Source organism: Microcoleus sp. B3-D2 (genome assembly GCF_036705345.1).
GTDB lineage: Bacteria > Cyanobacteriota > Cyanobacteriia > Cyanobacteriales > Microcoleaceae > Microcoleus.
Map to the genome: position 1 here is coordinate 43,689 of NZ_JAUBUG010000042.1, position 22,276 is coordinate 65,964.

Annotated in this window: 20 protein-coding genes and 1 tRNA gene; 7 read left to right on the plus strand and 14 right to left on the minus strand. The window is 45.6% G+C overall.

The annotated features are described in order from the left end of the window. Positions 1 to 59: 59 nt before the first annotated feature. The gene (locus tag QUB14_RS17060; RefSeq protein WP_333218217.1) at positions 60 to 1,307 is read right to left on the minus strand and encodes a GTP cyclohydrolase II; all 1,248 of its coding nucleotides are present in this window, start codon (positions 1,305 to 1,307) and stop codon (positions 60 to 62) included. Between the two features lie 417 nt (positions 1,308 to 1,724). Here QUB14_RS17060 and QUB14_RS17065 point away from each other — a divergent pair, with 417 nt between their 5' ends. After that, positions 1,725 to 3,065 carry a cytosine deaminase gene (locus QUB14_RS17065; protein ID WP_333218215.1) on the plus strand — a complete coding sequence of 447 codons (1,341 nt, stop codon included), beginning with the start codon at positions 1,725 to 1,727 and terminating at the stop codon, positions 3,063 to 3,065. Positions 3,066 to 3,425: 360 nt separating this feature from the next. Then, positions 3,426 to 4,100: a 7-cyano-7-deazaguanine synthase QueC gene (queC, locus tag QUB14_RS17070; protein ID WP_333218213.1), complete on the plus strand. Its 675-nt coding sequence runs from the start codon at positions 3,426 to 3,428 to the stop codon at positions 4,098 to 4,100. 140 nt (positions 4,101 to 4,240) lie between these two features. Here the strand turns inward: queC and QUB14_RS17075 are convergent, their stop codons facing one another. Together QUB14_RS17075 and QUB14_RS17080 are read right to left on the minus strand one after the other, a co-directional pair. Next, positions 4,241 to 5,719 (minus strand): hemolysin family protein, encoded by a 1,479-nt coding sequence (locus QUB14_RS17075; protein WP_333218211.1) that lies wholly within the window; start codon positions 5,717 to 5,719, stop codon positions 4,241 to 4,243. Positions 5,720 to 5,787: 68 nt separating this feature from the next. Next, entirely contained in the window at positions 5,788 to 6,480 is a 693-nt protein-coding gene (locus QUB14_RS17080) for a hypothetical protein (RefSeq protein ID WP_333218209.1), read from the minus strand. Between the two features lie 185 nt (positions 6,481 to 6,665). Here QUB14_RS17080 and QUB14_RS17085 point away from each other — a divergent pair. After that, positions 6,666 to 6,738 (plus strand) — tRNA-Ile (locus tag QUB14_RS17085). 366 nt (positions 6,739 to 7,104) lie between these two features. Here QUB14_RS17085 and pyrR read toward each other — a convergent pair. The 4 genes from pyrR to QUB14_RS17105 form a co-directional block, all read right to left on the minus strand. Next, complete coding sequence (pyrR, locus tag QUB14_RS17090; protein ID WP_333218207.1) at positions 7,105 to 7,638, minus strand: bifunctional pyr operon transcriptional regulator/uracil phosphoribosyltransferase PyrR; 534 nt, start codon at positions 7,636 to 7,638, stop codon at positions 7,105 to 7,107. 269 nt (positions 7,639 to 7,907) lie between these two features. Beyond that, positions 7,908 to 8,987, minus strand: a complete 1,080-nt coding sequence (gene cbiB / locus QUB14_RS17095; protein WP_333218249.1) for an adenosylcobinamide-phosphate synthase CbiB — start codon at positions 8,985 to 8,987, stop codon at positions 7,908 to 7,910. 108 nt (positions 8,988 to 9,095) lie between these two features. Continuing rightward, on the minus strand, positions 9,096 to 9,497 hold the full coding sequence (locus tag QUB14_RS17100; protein WP_190656036.1) for a GFA family protein: 402 nt from the start codon (positions 9,495 to 9,497) through the stop codon (positions 9,096 to 9,098). Between the two features lie 37 nt (positions 9,498 to 9,534). Beyond that, positions 9,535 to 9,978, minus strand: coding sequence for an Rrf2 family transcriptional regulator (locus tag QUB14_RS17105; RefSeq protein WP_190656033.1), 444 nt, complete (start codon positions 9,976 to 9,978; stop codon positions 9,535 to 9,537). A 265-nt stretch (positions 9,979 to 10,243) separates the two neighbouring features. Here QUB14_RS17105 and QUB14_RS17110 point away from each other — a divergent pair, with 265 nt between their 5' ends. The 3 genes from QUB14_RS17110 (at position 10,244) to QUB14_RS17120 (ending at position 12,670) form a co-directional block, all read left to right on the plus strand. After that, complete coding sequence (locus tag QUB14_RS17110; RefSeq protein ID WP_006635344.1) at positions 10,244 to 10,636, plus strand: AbrB family transcriptional regulator; 393 nt, start codon at positions 10,244 to 10,246, stop codon at positions 10,634 to 10,636. Positions 10,637 to 11,777: 1,141 nt separating this feature from the next. Continuing rightward, positions 11,778 to 12,491, plus strand: coding sequence for a cache domain-containing protein (locus QUB14_RS17115; RefSeq protein WP_333218204.1), 714 nt, complete (start codon positions 11,778 to 11,780; stop codon positions 12,489 to 12,491). Further along, entirely contained in the window at positions 12,446 to 12,670 is a 225-nt protein-coding gene (locus QUB14_RS17120; RefSeq protein ID WP_445251851.1) for a HAMP domain-containing protein, read from the plus strand. The genes QUB14_RS17115 and QUB14_RS17120 overlap by 46 nt, the downstream gene beginning before the upstream one ends. A 145-nt stretch (positions 12,671 to 12,815) precedes the next feature. Here QUB14_RS17120 and QUB14_RS17125 read toward each other — a convergent pair whose 3' ends face one another. Then, positions 12,816 to 14,207: a hypothetical protein gene (locus tag QUB14_RS17125; protein ID WP_333218202.1), complete on the minus strand. Its 1,392-nt coding sequence runs from the start codon at positions 14,205 to 14,207 to the stop codon at positions 12,816 to 12,818. Positions 14,208 to 14,494: 287 nt separating this feature from the next. Then, positions 14,495 to 15,598, minus strand: a complete 1,104-nt coding sequence (locus tag QUB14_RS17130; RefSeq protein WP_333218200.1) for a site-2 protease family protein — start codon at positions 15,596 to 15,598, stop codon at positions 14,495 to 14,497. Between the two features lie 515 nt (positions 15,599 to 16,113). Between QUB14_RS17130 and QUB14_RS17135 the strand changes: the two genes are divergently transcribed. Continuing rightward, positions 16,114 to 17,187 (plus strand): DUF3616 domain-containing protein, encoded by a 1,074-nt coding sequence (locus tag QUB14_RS17135; protein ID WP_333218198.1) that lies wholly within the window; start codon positions 16,114 to 16,116, stop codon positions 17,185 to 17,187. Between the two features lie 80 nt (positions 17,188 to 17,267). Here QUB14_RS17135 and QUB14_RS17140 read toward each other — a convergent pair whose 3' ends face one another. The 5 genes from QUB14_RS17140 to QUB14_RS17160 form a co-directional block, all read right to left on the minus strand. After that, positions 17,268 to 18,905, minus strand: coding sequence for an AAA family ATPase (locus tag QUB14_RS17140; protein WP_333218197.1), 1,638 nt, complete (start codon positions 18,903 to 18,905; stop codon positions 17,268 to 17,270). Positions 18,906 to 19,094: 189 nt separating this feature from the next. Further along, positions 19,095 to 19,454 carry a DUF2470 domain-containing protein gene (locus QUB14_RS17145; protein ID WP_333218195.1) on the minus strand — a complete coding sequence of 120 codons (360 nt, stop codon included), beginning with the start codon at positions 19,452 to 19,454 and terminating at the stop codon, positions 19,095 to 19,097. A gap of 130 nt (positions 19,455 to 19,584) precedes the next feature. Further along, positions 19,585 to 20,934, minus strand: coding sequence for a WD40 repeat domain-containing protein (locus tag QUB14_RS17150; RefSeq protein WP_333218194.1), 1,350 nt, complete (start codon positions 20,932 to 20,934; stop codon positions 19,585 to 19,587). Positions 20,935 to 21,062: 128 nt separating this feature from the next. After that, positions 21,063 to 21,614, minus strand: a complete 552-nt coding sequence (locus QUB14_RS17155) for a ferric reductase-like transmembrane domain-containing protein (RefSeq protein ID WP_333218192.1) — start codon at positions 21,612 to 21,614, stop codon at positions 21,063 to 21,065. Between the two features lie 385 nt (positions 21,615 to 21,999). Then, entirely contained in the window at positions 22,000 to 22,200 is a 201-nt protein-coding gene (locus QUB14_RS17160; protein ID WP_333218190.1) for a hypothetical protein, read from the minus strand. Between the last annotated feature and the right edge of the window lie 76 nt (positions 22,201 to 22,276).

Here is a 22,276-nt window from a genome sequence, read left to right on the forward strand (position 1 = left end):
TAAATTTTGTTTAGCAAAGACGCGATTGTTCGCGTCCCATCGGTCGCGTCTTTGCCCTCTTAATCTCCTAAATCGCGTCCGATCGCTTCTGCAAGAATTGTAGCATCTGGCACCGGGTCTGGCGTGTAGTAGCCCGCGGCTTTTTTGGCGACGATTTCGACTTGTGCGTCTGCGGGAATCCAATCTTCAGGAATGGGGATGCGATCGACCACCTGAATGCCAGAATTGATAATCGCATTGTATTTCATATCGCTCATAGAAACTAAACTGTCAATTCGAGAGATACCCAACCAGTGCAGCACGTCTGGCATTAGTTCTTGAAACCGCATATCTTGAACTCCCGCAACACATTCAGTGCGCGTAAAATAGGCATCAGCGCGATCGCCGCCTTCCTGCCGTTTTCTGGCATTGTACACCAAAAACTTAGTCACTTCCCCCAAAGCTCTCCCTTCCTTGCGGAAGTAAACTATTACCCCAGAACCGCCTGATTGTGCCGTTTGGATGCAAATTTCCATCCCGTGTACCAAATAAGGGCGACAAGTGCAGATATCGGAACTGAAGACATCTGAACCGTTGCATTCATCGTGTACACGTACCGCCAACTGCTTATCCGGGTCAGAAATATTCGCGACATCGCCAATAATATAAACCGTAGTTCCGCCAATTGGTGGCAAGAAAACGTGTAAGTCTGGCCGCGTCACTAAATCCGAGAACATTCCGCCTGTTTGCTCGAACAGGACACGGCGGAGAACGCTTTCTTGAGCCCCAATCCGCCTAGCAATTCCCGGCAAATACCAAACCGGGTCGATCGCAATTTTAGTTACTGCTAAATTGCCACCTGCTTTGACTATTTTGCCATCAATTTGCACTCGCCCCTTAGCGATAGCATCTTGCAATTCCGGCATATTAATGTGAGCTTTAGTGACCGCAATTGTCGGTCGAATATCGTATCCCTGCTGGAGAAATGAAGTATAAACTTCGCTGACCAAGCCTCCAAAGGGATCGAGAGAAACAATTAAATTGCGATCGCCCCAACTCGGGTGCGGCCCGATGTGTGCGGCCGGAGAGGTGTTGGTAAAATCCGGGCGGTGATCTGCTTGGAGTGCGCCGGAAGCAACTGCTAGCGCGCGATAAACAGAGTAGGAACCCGAATGAGTGCCGATCGCATTCCGGTGAGACGATTTGGTGAGGCTACCAATCACAGGCCCCCGTTTCAGGGGATCGATTTCTCCCCAGTAAATTGGATGAGGTTTGGTGCCGGATCTGTCGGGGTGGGATGTTAAAACTATATGCTTGGGTTTTGACACAGTTGTTTTTGGCTTTTGCTATGGATGCTGCTGTTAGTTGAAAGTGAAATTGCAATTTGAAGCAGTGATTTATGATAGCAACAGGATTCAGGCTCTGGAAGTATCCGGCATAGCCAAACTCGTGACACTGATTTTCGCGCTCTCCTCAAAAATATAAAATTTTTATATTTTTGCTTCAGTGCTCAGGGCTGCCGTACCAACAACAAATCTACCTATTTAATCCAAGTTTCTTTAGCGATTCTATTTCATTTGTGCATGAGTTTTTTTGAACTAATCACACAGGGCGCAGAGGACGCAGAGCCTCTATAAAAGAGAGAAAAAGGAAAAGAGAAATGTTCACAATTCCGGCAAGGGTTGCTATAGTTACAACTGGTAGCGCTGAATAATCAATAAAATACATACTAACTTAGAAAATTAATGTTGCCAAGTACATCTAATTATTTGCTCAAAAATGCTCGCGTGCCCGCGTCTCTTCTAGAGATGAAATCGATCGCCCCGTCAGCTTCTACTGTGGCGACAGCAGGGAGTGAGAACAATTTTTGTTTGGTGGATTTGGAAATTGCAGCAGGGGCGATCGCCCAAATCATCCCAGCAGGTACAAAACCTGTATCCTTTTCTGGAGATATCTCAGTTGTAGATTTGCAGGGCGGCTTAGTTTGGCCTTGTTTTGTGGATATGCACACCCATTTAGACAAAGGCCACATTTGGGAACGATCGCCCAATCCCGATGGAACTTTTGCCAGCGCGATCGAAGCGGTAGGCGCTGATGCCCAAAAAAATTGGAATGCAGAGGATGTTTACCGGCGAATGGAGTTTGGCCTCAAGTGCAGCTACGCCCACGGAACCCAGGCCATCCGCACTCACATCGACAGCGCGGGCGAACAGGGAACCGTTAGTTTGGGAGTATTTGAAGCGCTGCAAGCCGAATGGGGCGATCGGCTGATCTTGCAAGCAGTTTCCCTGGTTTCCCTCGACTATTACCTGACACCCGCCGGCGAAAAATTAGCCGCTCGCATTGCCCAAATTGGCGGCATTCTCGGCGGCGTCGCCTATATCAACCCCGACTTAGACAAACAACTCGATCGAGTTTTTGCCTTAGCCAAAGAACGAAATTTAAACCTCGACTTCCACACCGACGAAAACGACGATCCAGATTCAGTAACATTGCGGGAAGTCGCAAAAACCGCCATCCGCCATGAATTTGGGGGTCAAATAATCTGCGGACACTGCTGTAGTTTAGCCGTACAACCGTCAGATTTAGTAACAGAAACTCTGGAATTAGTCAAGGAAGCAAATATTGGCATTGTCAGCTTGCCGATGTGCAACCTTTACCTGCAAGACCGAGAATCTCAGCATACACCGCGCTGGCGGGGAGTGACACTGCTGCACGAACTCAAAGCAGCAGGAATTCCCGTTGCAGTTGCTAGCGACAATTGTCGCGATCCGTTTTACGGATTTGGCGACCATGATGTTTTGGAAGTTTTTAATATGGCAGTCCGCATCGCTCATTTAGATAGCCCTTATGGAGACTGGCCCTGTGCAGTTACAAAGACTCCAGCCGATTTAATGGGATTGCCGAATTTAGGACGAATTGCAGTGGCTTTACCTGCTGATTTGATTTTGTTTAAGGCGCGGAATTTCAGCGAATTGTTATCTAGACCGCAGGGCGATCGCACAGTTTTGCGGCAGGGGATTAAAATTGATACAACTTTGCCCGATTACCGCGAACTCGATGATTTATTAGCAATTAAAATCTGACATCCTGCATCAATCTCAAGAACAGGCTCTCCGGTCTGTGCCACAAAAGATAAATTTTCTTTCTACTCGTTACTAGGCTCTGCCTGGTAAGGTAGATCCGGAGGGCCTGCTCCAATTTTCTTGACCGTAATGCGAGGCAGAGCCTCTAAATCTCGGTTCCCAGGCAGAGCCTAGGAACCAGTTAAACAGGCACTATAAATTATCAACAAACGTCCCTTCTCTTTTCTTCCTTCGCGTACTTCGCGTCTTCGCGGTTCGTTCAAAAAAACATCTTTTACCAAGCATTCCGCATTGCTATCTTGTCAAGTTGCCCCTAATTTGATATAAATATAAAAGTTAATTTTAGTGAGGATGTTTTAAGTGAAAGCAGTTATTTTATTGTCGGGAGGGCTGGATTCCTCAACAGTTTTGTATCAAGCCAAAGCCGACGGCTGCGAGTGTTACGCTATTTCGTTTGACTACAAGCAAAGACATCGGCGGGAGTTGGAATCAGCAAGGGCGATCGCACTTTCGGCAGCGGTTAAGGCACATCAGATAGTAAACTTTGACCTGACGCTTTGGGGCGGTTCGGCTTTGACGGATAATGAGATGGAATTACCGATCGATCGCAATCTTGCAGAAATGTCCCAAAACATCCCAATTACCTACGTTCCTGCTAGAAATACGATCTTTCTCAGCTTTGCCCTCGCCTACGCAGAAACTCTAGAAGCTCAGCGAATTTACATCGGCGTCAACGCTTTAGATTATTCCGGCTATCCCGACTGCCGCCTCGATTACATCCAAGCAATGCAGGAAGTATTTCGGTTAGGAACAAAGCAGGGAAGGGAAGGAGAAGCTATTAATATTATAACACCTTTGATCGAACTTAAAAAGACAGAAATTATTCAACTGGGCAACAAATTAGGAGTACCTTGGGAGCAAACTTGGTCTTGCTATGCAGGGGGTGAAACTGCGTGCGGCGTTTGCGATTCTTGTCGGCTTCGGTTGGCAGCTTTTGAGGAAATGGGGCTGAAAGATCCGGTGCCTTATGCTTAAACAGTATTCCGACTCGGCGGTTGAAAACGTTCCTCCATAAACTCTCCTCCCTCTCTAAGAGACTAAAGAATAAACGGGGTTGCTAACTCAGATTTGGTATAAAAAGTTGCGCTATTTCGATCGCCCTTTTCATCAAAATCTTAATGAGACAATTTTGCCACACTACTCAACCCGTTATTCTTTCGCCCTTTTGCCACAATTTCCCCCTCGGCTGCTGCAATTTCATCTAAAGCTCGATCGCCCGCAGCGTCTTCCAACAAGTGAATTTGAAGTTGATCCAACCGCGGCCCGGACACAGAAACAACCGTAAGTTCCACATTTTCGCCGCGCCAAACTTCCCCCACAGCCGGCATTCTTTGCAACTGATAGCTCAGAAAACCTCCGATTGTCTGATATTCGTCAGTTACTGGCAAATCCAAATTCAATATTTGATTCACATCATCTAAATTTAACTGCGCTTGCACTAAATAAGTGCGATCGTCCAATACTTGCAAAGCAATTTCTTTACTGTCGGGTGACTCGTAGCTGCGACCGATAATTTCGGCTATCAAATCCCGCAATGTCACTAACCCGGAAATGCCACCAAATTCATCGACTACGATCGCAATTTCTTCCGACGAACTCTGCATCAAAGGCAGCAGTTCTCCCAGCAGCATCATCTCCGGCACAAACCTCACCGAATCCATCCAAGGTAAAATTGGCGTGTCGGGAGATAGCAAACCTTCAGCTAAGGGTTTCGCAAGTTGTTTGAAGCCAATAATGCCGATAATGTCGTCTAAAGAATCTCCCGTCACGGGATAGCGGGAATGGTGAGAAATCGCCATTTCGTCGAGCAAAGTTTGAAAGGTTGCCGTCTTGGGAAGTGCGACAATGCTAGGCCTCGGCACCATTACTTCTTCTACCCAAACTTCGCCAAATTCAAACACGTTGTTGAGCAATTCTCGCTTTTCTGCTTCCAAGCCGCTGGATTCGCTGGAAGTAGCTATAATTAATTGCAGTTCTTCGGGAGTAACCGGGCGATGCCTTAGATCGTATTCGATGCCCGCAAACCGCAAGAGCGATCGAGTAGATTGATTGAGAAACGACACAAAGGGCTTGAACAAACGGGCAATCAATAAACTCGGAGGCCCTAAAGTTCTGGCTAGCTGTTCGGAATACAGCAACGCTACAGATTTGGGAAAGAGTTCGCCGAGTACGATTTGCAGGTAAGCTAGCAACAAAAAAGTTACTATTGATATGCTAAAAGAATGGGCGATCGCAGACTTGAGGTAAATTGGCAGCGGCAAATAGCCGATCGACATTCGGACTAGCACGGCGATCGTACTTTCCCCAATCCAGCCCAGAGCTAAACTAGAAAGAGTGATTCCCAACTGCATTGTCGAGAGCAATCGCTCAATACTTTGCTGCAAAGATTGCACAGTTAAAGCTGCAACGTCGCCAGCTTCCACTAACTGATTGATGCGCGATCGGCGTACCGTCACCATCGAAAACTCAGCCGCGACAAAAAAGGCATTAATCGCAATCAGCAACAGCACTGACAGCAACCGCGACAGCACCTCTGTCAAACTCATCGCGGGTAAATCAGATATCTCCTGCACTCTCGCCCCTAAAAGTGACACAATGCTCCCTAAAAAAACTTTCTCGATCAAACCTGAGAATCTGTCTGCAGGTTTGGTCTTCTTTTATTTTACTTCGCCACTGGAATGCCAGATATTTGCAACTGAAGTTTTTGACCTGGATAATCTGTCAGCGTCAGCGAAACTTCTTTAGCATTTTCCAGCAAAGCTGTGGGAATACTCACCGTACCGTAAAACACCTGCCCGTTGGGGGGCAGTTCCGACGGCAAATCCTCGGCAGTCGCGCTCAGGGCCCGACCGCGATCGTCAGTAACGTTCAAGAAACTGTAGAGAAACCTCACAGGTTGGGAGCCTTCATTTTTCATGCTCACGTCTAGCAGCATGGAATTGTTGCGCTGACTGGCCGCGCTCACTTCCAGGGTTATTCCCCCGTCGCGACTGTTCAGGGGAAACTTGGCGCTAGCATTTTGTGCAGCCGGTTTTTTTGCCGCGGCTGGTTTAGAGCTTGCCTTGTCTGTTTTAGTATTTGCTTGATCCGTTGTTTTTTCGGGATCGCGACCTTCTACCCGTGCTTTGACGGTGGTGAGAATGTCTTTTTCTTTCAAAATGCTCACTTGGTCTTTGCTAGCCGTCTTTCCAGGCTTGCCGCTGCCAGCATTGTTGCTGGGACGAACATCGGGTTGAGTCGTTCCTTGCAAGGCTTCGCGACCTATAGTAAATCCCCAAACAGAACTCGTCACGCCTGCTCCAAACATCAGAGCCAGCAGAATTAGAGTCAGCACTACCGTCGAATTCACTGCCATTGCCTATAAGTTTATGCCGAGTCCTAGACACTGCTTTGTCCGGTCGATCGGCTCCAGCACATTGGCTAAGAGGCGATCGGGGAATCAGCAGATCTAAAGATTTTGATTTTTGTTCTCTAGTTCTAGCACGGACTGGGAAATTATGTTATACTTCATTTTCAGTTAGGTCGAACAAATCGACTTAACGGCAGTTGGCCGAGCGGTTTAGGCAGCGAACTCATAATTCGCCCCAGGCAGGTTCAACTCCTGCACTGCCGATTTAAAATCAATCACGACGCTCCGCGCTCTGGCTAAAAACCAGGTTTCTTCCCAGATACCAGTTTTAGACGGATGGGCGGCTAGAAACCGGGTTTCTACGAAAATTTTGCCAGCAGTAACGAAAAATATACCAAGAAACCTCATTTCTGAGGTCGCAAGTGCGATCGCCAACTAGAAATTTGGTCGATCGCGATCTCAAGATCTCGCACTGCACTCGGAAAATTATTATTCTGATGCCAAGGTCAACGATATCAACCCTTAATCAATTCCACATTATATCTGCTCGCTTCTGAGATGGCGGGCGCTGCGCGGGGACGATCGCACTGCACTCCAAAAATGATTATTCCGATGCCAAGGTCAACTATATCAACCCTTAATTAACTCCACTCCGTCGCGCCCGTCGAGTTCTTGAACGTAAACCTTAACTTGTTCTTCCTTTGCAGTCGGCAACTTTTTACCCGTAAAATCCGGCTGAATCGGTACTTCTCGGTGGCCGCGATCGACTAATACCGCTAACCAAATTTTCTCCGGCCGCCCGTAATCGTTTACCGCATTCAAAGCCGCTCGACTCGTTCTGCCTTTATATATAACGTCATCTACCAACACCACGGTTTTGCCCGTCAAATCGAAAGGAATTTCTGTTTTAGCCGGTGTCCGCATCGCAACTCGATCCAAGTCATCTCGGTAAAAGGTAATATCTAAAGCGCCCACGGGTACTTTGACTTGTTCGAGAACTTCAATTTGATCTGCCAAAATTTGAGCTAAAGGCACTCCTCTACTATGAATGCCCAACAGCACTAACTCCGAGGGATTCCCTGATTTTTCGACAATCTGGGAAGCGACGCGGGTGAGACTGCGCCTGACTTCATCAGGGGATAAAATTTCGATAATTTTAGTCATTGGTTGCTGCGAGCTAATTGTTGGCTGTTGGCGGATCGAACAATTTTAGATTTTAGATTTTAGATTTTAGATTGACTTTACAGATGAATTTGGGGGTTTGAACGAAGGTCAAAACTTTTTTTTGCTTCTGTCGGTGGCCGATCTGTGTCTTCTGCAGGACTTACCCCGAACGGATGAAAAGGATATGCTGCGATTGCAAGGCTTGGAGCGCGAACAATGACAGAAATACGTTATTTATGCCTCCTGGACTGTTCGGGTGAGGTCATCCGTTAGCAGCTCAAACATAATAAGGTATAAAAAAGCAATGATAGTCCCAACCAAATCAGAAAGCAATACCGAGTTAATTGCAATGCTTGGCAAATTAGCGGCGCTGCGATCGGGTGAATCGGGTCGCCTAACAGCGGTTTGTGTTTGAGAACTCCGCGATAGGAATTGGTACCTCCTAGTTGTACTCCCAAGATGGCGGCGTAAACGCACTCGCTCCAACCGGAATTGGGGCTGGCATCTTTAACAGCATCTCTCTGACAAATTTGCCAAATGTAAATCGGTTTGCCAGATATAAGGGCTAAAGTAATCACTGTTAGGCGGCAAGGAATCCACGTCAGCACGTCTTCTAGTTTGGCGCTAAACCATCCTAAATCAGTGTATGGTGCTTCTTTGTAGCCGATCGTAGAATCTAATGTGCTGGCTGCTTTGTAAGCGATCGCCAAGGGGACTATAGCACTCGCCCACATCGAGTTAGGATCGATCGGCCCAGCGGTAACACTTAATAATAGATGCGGCAGAGCGAACCCAAGTAAGGCATAAAATAGCGGTGCTGTCACACCATCGACTGCATTCTCTGTTACAGTTTCTAACAATGCTCGCAGAATTTCTGGCTCGGATAAGTTTTCGGTATCCCGGCCGACGTAAAGGCTCAACCTTTCTCGCGCCTTGACTAAATCTCCAACATTTAAAGGTGCTAGCACATCCTCTGCTGCCGCCCTCAAACTGCGACCTGCAAAACAGCTTGCCAGCAAAATGGTGTCTAGGGCAATACCTAAAAGAGGATGCACCCAACTACCAGCTTGGACGATCGACCAACTGACAGTATAACTGCCTACAATCAACCCGATCGCTAGTATTGTACCAGCACATCGTAGCAGCAGTTTGTGCTGCTCGCCAGGGGGACGATCCGCTGCTTCAGGCATTTTGCCTGCGGGATTATTCCATATATTAAAGACAAGTCTAGTATAGCGGTCGATCGCCCAACCCATCGCCTGCACGGGATGCGGCCAACCCCAAGGATCGCCGATCGAATAATCCAACACCGCAGCTAAAATCAAAACAGGAAATTCATCCGGCATCATTATATATTGTGTCAAACTTGATAGTCCGTCCGAGCAAGAGCGCTCGCAATGGTAGCGCAGGTTTTAACTACTCCTACCCTTGCGGACTTTGATTCTTGAGCTGCAATTTTAACTGCTGAGATTACTTTCGTCGCGGAGCAAGTGTACGTTCTCCTCCCAATTAACACCGTCAAAGGGTAGGATCTGAAAGTGTTTGATGGCATCTGAGTCAAGACAGCGGACGTTGACATCGAAATGATCGGGATGCGATCGGGGGCGATAGAACGAGTGAATGCCGCAAATTCGGCAGAAAGTATGTTGAGCAGTTCCTGTATTAAATGTATAGGTGGTCAAAACATCTTCGCCACTGAGCAAGGTAAAACGTTCCGGCGGCACAATGAGGTGCAAAAATCCCTTCTTTTTACAGATAGAGCAGTTGCAATCAGATGCTTCGTGTTTGTCAACGGCGACACGGAAGCGGACAGCTCCGCAGTGACAGCCGCCAAAGTAGGTAACAAGTGTTGCGTCCATGTGTGATTGCTGGCGATCGAATGAATGAACTTACCATTTAAATGATAAAGCTAGTTTCTTCCCCAAGAGCCGCTTGCCAACTGCGGACATCATAGTATAAGTCTTCGAGGGAAATACTGTACAGCGCTTCGGCAAGTTTTTTGTGCAATCGGTTCCACAAACTGAATGTTACCCAGTCCTCTGCTTGCGTCGCGTCTGGAAAATGTCGAGGTAAAGGTTCAATAGTTTCACCTACAGCCTCTAAGATTTGTCCTAAAGAGATTTGAGCTGGCTGGCGGGCTAATTGATATCCTCCTTGGGCACCCCGAACAGATTGGACTAAACCTGCTCGTCGCATTTCAATCAGCAATTTTTCTAGATACGGAGCAGGTAACTCCTGTCGCTTCGCTATCGATTTCACCGATGTCGGGCCAAAGCGAGGTTGCAAACTTAGATCCAGTAATGCTTTGACACTGTAGTGTCCGCGTGTGGTTAACTTCATGGGATTTTAAGAGCGGGGCAAATATTCAGCTAGCTGATAGCTGATAGCTTATGCTACCGACTTTAGAGATTGCTCGCACCGGCTGCAGCTACTCCTCAAGAAAGACTACAGGTTGTTAAAAATATTTAGATAATAGTGGTTAACAATTGAGCCAATCGGTGTAATATGGTTTTACGACCAGCTATAAAGCTAAAGTTTCTTGGTCAAACCAAAAACCAACCGAGAAAAAATCCGTACACCAGTTGAATATTTCAGGACTCAGTAAATGGCTAAAAAGAAAAATATCGAACCCCTTGAAGGCGAAGATCTGATCAAAAAGGTCAAAGACCTAGAGAACCTTACCAAGGAAGAAAAAGCTAGAGCCTGTGGCTACTACACCGTTACCAAGAACGGCGTAGAACGGGTCAACATGATGAAATTCCTGAATGCGCTGATTGATGCAGAAGGCATTCAGCTAGACGGGAAGCAAAACGGCAATGGACGCGGCGGACGCTCTGCCAGCTATCGGATTAGCGTTCAATCTAACGGCAACTTACTGATTGGAGCTGCCTACACCAAACAGATGGAACTCCAGCCGGGAGATGAATTTGAAATCTCTCTGGGACGCAAGCACATTCACCTGCGCCAAATTGATCGAGAAGAAGAAGAAGAATCCTAGGCTTTTACGACTTGCTTTGACTTCTTGCTTGAACTGGTTGGTTTGACTTCAAGCATTGACTGCAAGCAGAGAGTTGGCTCTGAAATCTTTCTGTGAGCCTAAAAAAGTATGGCTTCTATAGATGGCAATGGCTCGACAAAAGCCAGTGCCACCACTTTATATTTTCCGAGAATACCTATTCTCGCCCCTCGCTATATCCGTTTGGACAAGCGGGGGATTTTCCGCATAGCTGTTGAAGAGAAGTTCTGCAGCCAATTGTGTACGGGATTTAACGGATGTAATTGATGAACCGAAGAGGTTTGAAGGAAGAATTAGGTTTGGTTGAGCTAGGAAACCCACCAAAGCAAGAAAATGGCAGAGGTATTCTCAGCTAACAGTGCGTCATACCAGTTGAAAAAAAGAATGCAACTGTAGCGAAGCTCGAAAGCACGAGCTTCATGATTCATTCCCAATTATTTAACCTAAAATCTAAAATCTAAAATCTAAAATTGTATGTGTCTGTGTGGGAGGGGTTTTGAGGGCAAGGAAACACCTCGATCGCCCCTAAGTGAAATTACAGGCAGGAACAGTTAAAGTGTTAGGGAGCAATTAGTCACCAGCCTATGCCGTTGCCCCGATTCGCGAGTAAAACTTCTCAACACCAAACAAAAATCTCCCTGCGTCGCCTTGTAGTGGCCTCTTTGGTGCTGCAAATCGTCGCAGCAGTCGGGATTGTCGGGTATCTGTCCTTTCACCCTTTCGTAACGGAGACAAAGCAGTCGAAGAGCTCGCCGAGAAATTGATCGCCCAGACGCGGAAGAGAGTTGAAGAAAAGCTGATTTCTTTTCTGGAACCTACGCAGTGAGTAAATAAACTTAACGCTGAAGCGATCGAGCGCGGTGAATTAAACTTACAGTTAGAAAGGCCCTAGCCTCGGGGAGAGAAGTTCCTCTGGCAGCAAATGCGATGTTTTAAAAGCATTCAATGGATATCCTTCGGTGCTGAAAAATCAGGAGAATATCTCGGCATTTGGCGCAACCCACGGATAACAGCTTGCAAATTGTCGCAGCTAACAAGTCTACCAACTCTCACAACATATACTTAGCTACAGACAGCCGAGGCACTTGCACCGCTAAATTAAAGGCAGAACCGGCAACCTACGATGCCCGCCTGCGCCCCTGGTACAAAGAAGCTGTCGCAGCGAACAAACAAAGCGATTTGGACGAGTATTTATCCTGGTTTTACTCCCGGGACTGTTTTTATTGCTGCCAGCCAACCGATTCGCGATCGAAATGGTAAATTACTGGGAGTTAGTGCCGTAGACTTTTTGCTCTCGGGGCTTCAGCAATATCTCCATCGCATCAAGCTTAGCAAAACGGGACAAATTTTCGCGATCGAACGATCGGGCTTGCTGGTTGCCAGTTCAAGTCAAGAATCACCCTTTAGAAAGATGCCAAGAAAGCAGCAACTGGAGCGGGTGAATGTTTTAGACAGCCAAAGTCCTGTCATTCGCACCGCAGCTAAATATTTGTACCATCGCTTCGAGGGCTTTGGCGACATTAAGCAGCCGCAGCAACTGAAATTTAGGCGAGACGGGCAGGAATATTTGGTGGAAGTGCTGCCGTTTTCTGATGTTTACGGTTTGAACTGGCTGATTGCGATCGCAGTTCCCGAATCCGATTTCATGGGGCAAATTAACCAAAATACCCGCACTACAATTTTACTTTGTTCGGCGGCGCTGCTATCGACAATTGCTGGAGTGCTGCCAGCTAGGTGGGTAACGCTGCCGCTGCTGCTCAACGAAGCAGCTAAAGATATCGCCGCCAGAGAGTGCGCGCTGTTACTGTCAGTAGGCTTGATGAAGTCGGCGAATTAGGGCAGTCTTTCAACGAGATGGCAGCTCAACTGAAAAAGTTTTTTCCAGCTTTGGCACAAACTGAAGAAAAATTTGCCCAACTGGTAGAAAATTTGCCCTTTGGAGTCTCGACGATAACTCCGGGCGGCGTATTTATTTTCATCTATTCGGCGCGAGTGCAAATATTGAGTAGGGGATAAATGCCCGATGCTAGCGCCGAAGAGCTACCACCAGCTTATCAAACTTATATAAATTAGCGAACACTGTTCCCGGAAAACTTTACCAGATAAAATTGCTGTCGGACACGCAAGGCGCAGCTAATAACTGATGAATAATGGCTGATGACTAATCTTGAGATTTTATGACTTGTTTATGTTGAGAAAAAATTCTACAGTTATCAATATCAATCAACAACTGCTCTTCTTCATGCTTGTCTGACATATTCACTAAATTATACTGAACATTGTCTCCATAAATAGTTAAAGCAATCTGGCTCAATTCTAAAAAATTAATGAGCCACTGACATTCAGTAGCCGAGTCATCTTGATAGTATTGAATTAATCTAGCACAACAAAGTTCTAAATAGGTTCTGGAATGGGGTGAAATTAAAATAAGTTTAAGAATTATAATTGCTAGCCTTAAAGGATTTAGTTGAGTGGCGAACAGTAGAAATAAGGCTGTTGGTTTGCCGGAATTTTCTACAGTCAAACATTTGATTAGATAATTGCAAGTTCTGAGATGCAGGCCGGTGTTCAAAGTTTCTCCGTCATTTTCTGGATGAAAAGTCTTTAAAACATTAATTACTTGCGATTGATAAATCTCAGTACGTAAAAGTTTAGATTGGTAATTAAATAAATACTTAATTAGAGATTCCTTAAACTGCTTGTAAGTAATATTTTGAGTCTCTCTAAGAAAAATAGTGGCTAAGCTGCGATAGTTGAAGGAGCCGCTGTTGACCAAAATTATTTTGATTAAACGCAGGGCTTCATCTCCTAAAAGTGTGGGATTATGATAATTATTTAATTGGGATGTGGCAGACTGAGAGCGAGAGGTATACATTGCTAGGTCAAACTTGTATTTTTCTTTGAGCTGCTGCGACAATAGTCTGGCAGCTTGGCGTTCTTCGGGGGTGTTTTTAGCATCTAGATATTGAGCGGCGAGCAAATAAGGCTGATAGCGAGAAGTCCAGTGATTTTGTAGTGGCTGGTAGTCCTCGTACTTTAATACAAATAACTTTAGGTCTTCATAGTCTTTGCTACTGAGAAAGTTTGTCAGCCACACTCTCAGTATTTTGAGACAATTGTCGGGGTGGGGTTCCCGAAGGGTTCTATCGCTAATAATGTTAATTAAGTCGCGAGCCAGTTGGTATTGTTTCTGAGTGATCCAGTTATTTAATAAGATGTAAATGCAGCGCTTAAATAAGTAGTTAAATTCTAGTTGAGAGTCAAATTTAATTATTGTGTCTAAAGCTTGAATTAATGTGGGGTTAGCTGGAGGAATTAATTGGATAAATATGTTTTGAAATTGTTGAAAAACTACTTCTGAGGCCGAGTTTTTGATGTGAGATATAAAAAATTTGTAAATGATATCTTGAGCTGCGGAAACCGTCAGCGCTGATTTTTGTAATTGAGCTGTGGGGTGAGGGGTGAGAGCCTCTGGTAATATATTGTTTGTCAGAGCAGGCAGAACTTTTGACTCTGTTGTTTCGGATTGAGAGGAAAAGTGCTGAGATGGCATAGCGTCCTCGCTCAGATGATCAATACACTATTATAGTTATCATCCTTGATTGGCAGCTAATAATTTAGTGTTTCACTGGGCTTTTGTCCAGCTACAGTTAACCCCCCCGATCGCCCTTTTGTTAAGGGGAAATCGAGGGGGTTAACTGTTATACGATTGTCGATTGTCGATTTTCGATTTTCGATTCAAGAATTGGGTATGGCTGATGACTACCAGAGTTTGAAGCACGGGGCTACAGTTGCATTTTTGGGGGGAAACTGGTGTTATTTGTCAAGTATCTGAGGATATTAAGCGGGGTTCGCTTCGGCTCGTCTTTGTAGCAGGCGGGCAATTTCAGCTTTTTCTACAAGTCCGACAAGGACACCATTTTCGCGAATGACGGGTAGTTCTTGTACTTTGAGTTGTTCTAGAAGGGTGACGACTTCGAGGAGAGATAATTCGGGTTTGACGGTTGTGGAAAACTCGATCGGCTTCAGGAGTTCTTTAACTAAAACTTGGGGCCAAGTTCCGGTAGGAATGGTTTTGAGGTCGTCTAGGTCGATCGCCCCTACCAATTGTCCGGCATCATCTGTTGCCAGGAATCTGCGCCAGGTTTGAGTGCTACCGATCACGTAGTTGTTGGCAAATTCTCTGAGGGACAAGTCTTGGGACACGATCGGACTTTCGGGGGTCACAGCATCTGCGGCTGTCAGCCCTGCCAGTTTATTTTGGACTGTGGCATATTGGGCAGATTGACCGGCATTTTGCAGTAAGAACCAACCGATTACTAGATTCCAAATATTGCCGAATACGCCTGTAGCAATGGCAATCCAACCAATTATTTGACCGACGCGGCTAGCAAAAATTACACCTTTGTAAGGGTTGCCAGTAATTTTCCAGACGATCGCTTTGAGGATGTTGCCGCCGTCGAGGGGCAAGCCGGGAATTAAGTTAAATAAGGCTAGAACTAAGTTGATGGAAGCTAAAAGTCCGACAATGGCGGCTGCGGGGCCTGTGAGACCAGCACCGATGCCGATCGCTGTTAACAAACCGGATAAAAATAAGCTCACCAACGGGCCTGCAATCGCTACCCAAAATGCTTCGGCTGGGGTTTTAGATTCTCTTTCTAAATTAGCCAGTCCGCCAAACAGAAATAGCGAAATTGATTTCACGCCAATTCCCTGTTTAATGGCTACCCAACTGTGTCCTAATTCGTGGGCTAAGACGGAAGCAAATAACAGTAACGCTGTGAATAATCCCAGCATCCAGGGCGCTACGGGGCCCAATGTGGGAAACAGGGCAGCTAGTGCGCCGCCGTACTGCCAGGTTACTAAACCCAGAACTAAAAACCAAGATGCGTTGACAAAGAAGGGAATCCCAAACAGGTTGCCGACGCGAAATGTACCGTTCATAATGGCTACCTCTGATTTTACGAATGAGAGGTTTTTCTCTCTGTCTCCTTATCGTAACGAAACGTAACGGCGATGTTAATGCTTCCATTAGGGTGTTATCCGTCTGTGGAGGTTCGGTTTGCGGAATAATCACCGCCGACTGCGGTTTGGCCCGCTAGGGGTTAAAAATCCTTATCTCAAAACGGAAGTCCTCGCTATCAGGCTTGAGGAGGATATTTGTTTTAGTTTTCTGTTTTAATTTGCAATGGGTTTTAACTCACATCTTGCACCTCTGTCATGAACAGGCAAGATGCCTGTTCCACAACAGATGAATTTTCTTTCTTGTAGGCCGTTGCTCCTAGCCCGCCCATAAAAGCCTTATTGATAATGGTGCAACATCTCACTTTTAACCGAATGCAAGCTTTGAGAGGGGGAATTAATCCCCCGGCTGACTATTACAACTGTGGCAAGATATCAATTTCAAGCAACTTTAGCTATAATGACTTACCCTAAGAATAGTTTTGGTGCTAATAATTATGCCAGAATCTTTTTTGCTCGGCCGGCTGCTGCTGCAATTCAACAGCGAAGCCGCCGAGCTTATTACAGACTTATCCGCTGTTGCTTTAACTCCCGATGGCCATTTGTGGCTGGGTTCCGATGAAACGACTTCGATCGAGCGTTTGTCGCCTGTGGCGCCTCATATTTTTGGAGAACATAAAAGATTTGCGATCGCAGATTTTATCGATCTACCTGGAAAATCCGAAATCGATATTGAAGGAATTGATTTCAGCAGCGATTATCTTTGGCTGGTCGGTTCTCACAGCACAAAACGCAACAAAGCTAAAGGCAAAGACGCAGACAAAGACATTAAAAGATTAGCAGAAATCGAGACAGATGTCAACCGTTATTTGCTGGCGCGCATTCCTATGAAAGACGGGATTTTGTGCGAGTCAATTTCCCATTCAGACAATCAAAGGGAACAGAAAGTGGGATGCCTTCAGCGGACAAAAACGGGCAATTTGCTGACAGACGCGCTCAAAGATGACAGCCACCTCGGTCTATATTTATCTGTGCCGATTCCGAGTAAAGAAAATGGCTTTGATATTGAAGGGTTGGCGGTGCGGGGCGATCGCATTTTGCTCGGTTTGCGGGGGCCGGTGCTGCGGGGTTGGGCGATAATTTTAGAAATAGAAGTTGAAGAGGCAGAACCGGGAGTTTTAAGGCTTAAGGCGATTGGGAAAAAAGGGAAATTGTACAACAAACATTTTGTTGATTTGAACGGTTTGGGCGTGCGAGAATTGTGCTGGAACGGGGAAGATTTGATTGTTTTAGCCGGGCCGACGATGACTTTATCGGGGGCGATGAGGGTTTTTCGGTTAAAGGGGATTTTAGGGCGCTCGGGCGACAGTATTACTGGGCAAGATGGGGGAGATTTGGAGGTATTGTTTGACTTGCCTTTTAAGGTTGGTACGGACAATGCTGAAGGGTTGAGCCTGTTTCCGTATTTGGGGGAGCTGAATTCGCTGTTAGTGGTTTACGATTCGCCGGATGCGGGGAGAATGGTTGAGGAAAATGGTATTCTTGCGGATATTTTTAGATTGGGTTTGTAGTGAGGAATTTAGTCCGAGCAAGTTTTGGTGAATCAGGAATAAGGACTGAAGTCCTGACTACAAACAGATGGCAAATTAAGTTAATTGTCGAGCGCATCCCTTCGCCGCTGGCTGTAGCGTTTCAATTCATCAATTAAGTGAGTATCGTTAGATGCTGTTCTCGCGCCCGCTTCCGCCGCCCAGCGCTTCAAATCTTCTATTTGCGAGCGCGCGATCGCAGCTAAAGGTACTGTATCCTCGATCGCCCTCAAAATATCCTCGGTCATCAAATCCCGGCGCTGTCCGTTTACAAAAGTGCCAAAAGCCCGGTACAATCCATCTATTACGACTTGCTCAATTTCTGCACCGCTAAAATTCTCAGCGCGTTTCGCCAAAACTCCCAAATCAAACTCGCGCAATCTAGTCGGCCGCAAACGCTGCAAATGCACTTTAAAGATATCTTGCCGTTCCGATTCAGAGGGCAAATTTAAAAAGAAAATTTCATCAAACCTGCCTTTTCTGAGCAACTCTGCCGGCAAAATTCGCACGTTATTTGCAGTTGCGACGATAAACACCGGACTGGTTTTTTCCTGCATCCAAGTTATCAAACTGCCGAATACCCGGCGCGAAGTTCCCGAGTCGCCGTCGGTGCCGCTGATTATGTTGCCGAAGGCTTTATCTATCTCATCGATCCACAAAACACAAGGTGCGATCGCCTCTGCTAATTGTATCATTTGCCTGACGCGGCTTTCGCTTTCCCCGACCACGCCGCCAAACAATCTCCCAGTATCCAACCGCAACAGCGGCAAACGCCATTCGGAAGCAATAGTTTTCGCAGATAAAGATTTGCCCGTTCCTTGAATTCCTACTAACAAAACTCCTTTAGGATTGGGTATGCCGTAGCGACGCGCTTCGTCAGTAAAAGCATCTTGCCGCATTTTTACCCACTGTTTCAAATTCTCCAAGCCGCCCACACTTTTTAGGGATTCTCGGGAGTTGAAAAACTCCAAAATGCCCGTTTGGCGAATTGCTTGCTGTTTTTCCTCCAAAACTCCGTCAATATCTGACTCGTTAATTTGCTGTTTGGCGGCCAAAGCTTTAGCCAAAACCCGCCCGATTCTAGCGCGGCTCAAACCCTGACAAGCTTTAACCAACTGTTCCCTTGCTAAACCGCTAACTTGCAACTGTTGCGGCTTTTCCACAACGTGGGAAATTAAACTGTCGATTTCTTGCACGTTGGGCAAAGGAAAATCAATTACTGTTACTTCTTCTTTCAATTCTTCGGGCAATTCCAGCGTGTGAGAAGTAAGAACTATAGTTTTTTTGCTGCGCTTCAATTCCCGCGTTAAATTCCGCAATTCTCGCACTACCGGCGCGCTTTTTTCGCTGTATGGATATTTCAAAGTTGGGTGCAAATCCCGCAGTACAAATATGGTATATTCTTCAACAGCAGTTTTGCTGACGCGATCGAGCGCCGCCATTACCGAACCTTTCCCAGAACCGTTATCTTCCCAGCCCCGCACGAGATCCCAGAACAATACTCGGCGCGCGGGAGTTACTTGCAGCGCTACTTGGGCAATTACGGCTTCGACTGGTTCCTCCTCCGCGCCGACAATGTACAGCAGCGAATAGCGGGCGCGAATCATCAAATCTATTCGCTTTACCAGGGCGTCGAAGTGGTTATTTGTACTGCCCTTGACGGTATCTAATTCTCGGGATTGAGGGTAATTTTCGGTCATTTTATTTGATATTTTAGATGTATATTCAACTTTATTAAATATTTTGTTGGCAGTCAGGACTTTAGCCCTTAAAAAGGATTTAACCGGAGTCAAGGTTTGTAGTAAGGAATTGAGTCCTTAACAACTATTTAAGCGGACTAAAGTCTGTACTGCGAACGTTAAAATTATAACAGGATAGTCCGCAATTGACTACTTAGCAACTTTTCGAGCTTGTTTCACCATTTCAATGAGAGTGTGGTGAGCATCTTCGGCGTCTTTTAAAGTGCGATCGAACTTAACTCTGACAGGCACTGTTTCGTCGTTGACTTTAGCGGTTAAATCCATGCCGTTCGCATCAATAGCGAGCATTTGAGCTTCTGTTGCCTCTGGTTGGTCGCCAAATGCTTGAGCGTATAGCACGACAGCACTAGCGTGGTCTTCGTTCATGTGAGTGCAGATGCGATCGCTAATCTCAGTAGAAAACGGTTCTGACATGGGAGATTCCTCAGATGCAATATCGATCGATTGTACTGCGATCGGTACAAAGTTCTCAAGAGCGATGAATTGCATCAAGAGTTATGAGTGATATAAAAGGAGGGATAAGGAAGAACCCGAAGACAATAATATCGAGCGCGTCAGTAATTTTAAAAATTTTAATTTCACATAATTTGTGAGAAAATTAGTATGAGTAATTCCACCCTTACCACGGGCTGACCTCAAGCACCCCAGAGGGTTTTAACACTACCTTAAATTGATAAAAATGCTGAGGTTTACCAGCCTGGCGAAAGGAAGAAAGAGAAACTTCTTGAATAAAATCACCCGCTGCTTGGTTCAGCGGCTGACAATCTATAATTACCCCTTTTTCATTCACGGCAACCCGATAAACTAATGAAGTTTTGAAGGTGGGAGTCGAGCGCCAACTCTTGTCAATTTGGTCGTAAACTTTCCGGTTCAACTGTGCAATTTCACCGGGGGAGAGAATTTCAGAAGGTGCTGCCTCTACCTCTGGTGCTGGAGAATTAACCTGAGTCGCAATCGGGACAGGTACAGGCCAAAGCTTAATAGTTTCATCTGCGCTACCGCTGGCTAAAACAGGATTTTGAGAGCTAAAAGCGACAGACCAAACAGGCTTAGAATGAGCCGCAAAAGTTGTCATCAGTTCGCCCGTTGTCAACTTCCACAGCTTGATAGTTTTGTCGTAGCTGCCACTAGCTAAGGCCTGTCCATCCTGGCTAAAAGCAACTGACAGCACCGGGCCGGAATGCCCTGTTAATGTATGCAAAACTTTGCCCTTTGTAAACTGCCACAGCTTAACAGTTTTATCCGCACTGCCACTCGCTAAAGTTTTGCCGTCAGGACTGAATGCAACTGAGTTCGCCGACCCAGAATGCCCAGTGAGGGTGTAATTGCCGCCATCATCAAGCCACCAAATCTTAATAGTTCCATTCTCGCTGCCGCTTGCTAAAATTTTACTGTCCGGGCTAAAAGCGACAGATTGAATCCAGTCTGTATCTGGAAGTGTGCTGAGTAGTTTCCCATCGGAAAAATTCCACACTTTTACAGTTTTGTCGGTACTTCCAGAAGCGAGTAACCTTCCATCAGGACTGATACTTATTGCCTTGACATCATCGGCATGACCTTTCAAGGTATTGATGAGTATGCCAGTTTTGAGATTCCACAATTTAATCCGGTTATCCCAACTCCCGCTAGCCAAAACATTGCCATCAGGACTAATGGCGAGGGATTCAATTGCATCGGTATGTGCTTTTAAGGTGTAAAGGAATTCGCCGGTTTGCAAGCTCCAGATTTTGATAATGCCGCGATAACTGCCGCTGGCTAAAGTTTTGCCGTCGGGACTGAGTGCGATCGCGTAAATCCACCCAGAATTATCTTTAAAACTGGTAGAATATTGAGTTAACAGCCCCGATTTAAACTGCGATACAGTTGTTTCCAATTCCGCAAAAAACCTATACCAGCCGATGCCCGCCGCAGTTACAACTGCTGTTAATGTGAAGGCCAAAATTTTCCCTTTAACTGCTTTTGATCTCATAAACACGAGCTCCCACACTCAGTTTATATAAAATAAACTTTCCGATTTCAATTTAATAAATTTATGGCGGAAGTTTCTGCTGCATTCTACCTTTGACAAATCCTCTCCAACACTCTTGTTTAGCACTGTTACTTTGCCTTCTGTTGACTTGTTTTTTTCTTTCTTAGATGGCGCTGATTCAATATTCGAGCGAGGAATAAAAGTAGTATGGCGGTTATAGCTGCAATTCCAACAGGCGTTAAATATGTCCAGTGATTGGCCATTTTATCCAAGATATGCCAGGTTAATAAAAACATAGCAAGGTAAGTGAGACGCTGCAAATTTTTCCAATTTTTCTTAAGTCTTTTCACGCTCCAATCGTTAGAGGTGATAGCCAAAAGAGTAAAAATAATGAATGTTGCTACTCCCTGGAAGTAAACAAAATAAGTTTTGATATCAAAGATATCAAAGTTTCTTTGTTTGAAAAAGATGAATCCGTGAAGTACAGATAAAAAGAAAGAGAGCAGACCAATGAGGCGACGATATTTCAGCAGCCATTGCGGAAATCCCGTTGTTTTTGTAACAGGGAAAACAATTATCAAATTGGTGGGAAGCAGTGTAAGAATATAGGCTGTTAAGGCAGCGAACCCCCAAAAACTCGCCTGAGAAAATGTATCTAAATCCATCATTAAAAGTTGCATAAATTACTCTCATTGCTAAATAGGTAAACTTTAATTCTACGTAGGCTAGCATTGGAAAATGGCCCTGTCAATTAAGTTTTAATTGGAGAAAAACTTGTCGCAAAAATAGCTGGTTAAAAGTTGAGTTTTTAACTCTAACCAATGTCAGCTAATGCTGACCTTGGGTTGAGGAGATTAGCTGAACTTTTGGCTAGGTATGGTGCCCAACTACAAACTGGTAATACCCCTTTCGATAAGAGAGGACTGAAATCCTCAATACAAACTGCCCAGCCTAACTAAAAGATCGATCGTCAAACGGCAATTCATCAAACCGCGAATCAATATCAGCCTCAGAATTCGCAACAGGGGAATTAGCGGGAGATGCCGGCGGCTTAACAGAATTCACCTAGGGTACTGATAACTTGGCCGCAGGTTCCGATTTCTGTAGGTTAACTACCGGCAACTCGCCGCCATTTTCTCCATTTTTGCTCGTTTGATTCCACATCATCATTCCCAGCAAACCATCAACCAAACCGCCGCCGCTACCGTTGCCTGTTACCGCAACATCCGGCACAACTCGCACGTTGCGATCGCCTATAATTTGCATTACAGCACTTCCGGCTGTTATGAGGTACAATAAGAAGAGATTCTAAAAATACATCAATGAAAGCATATTCAGTTGA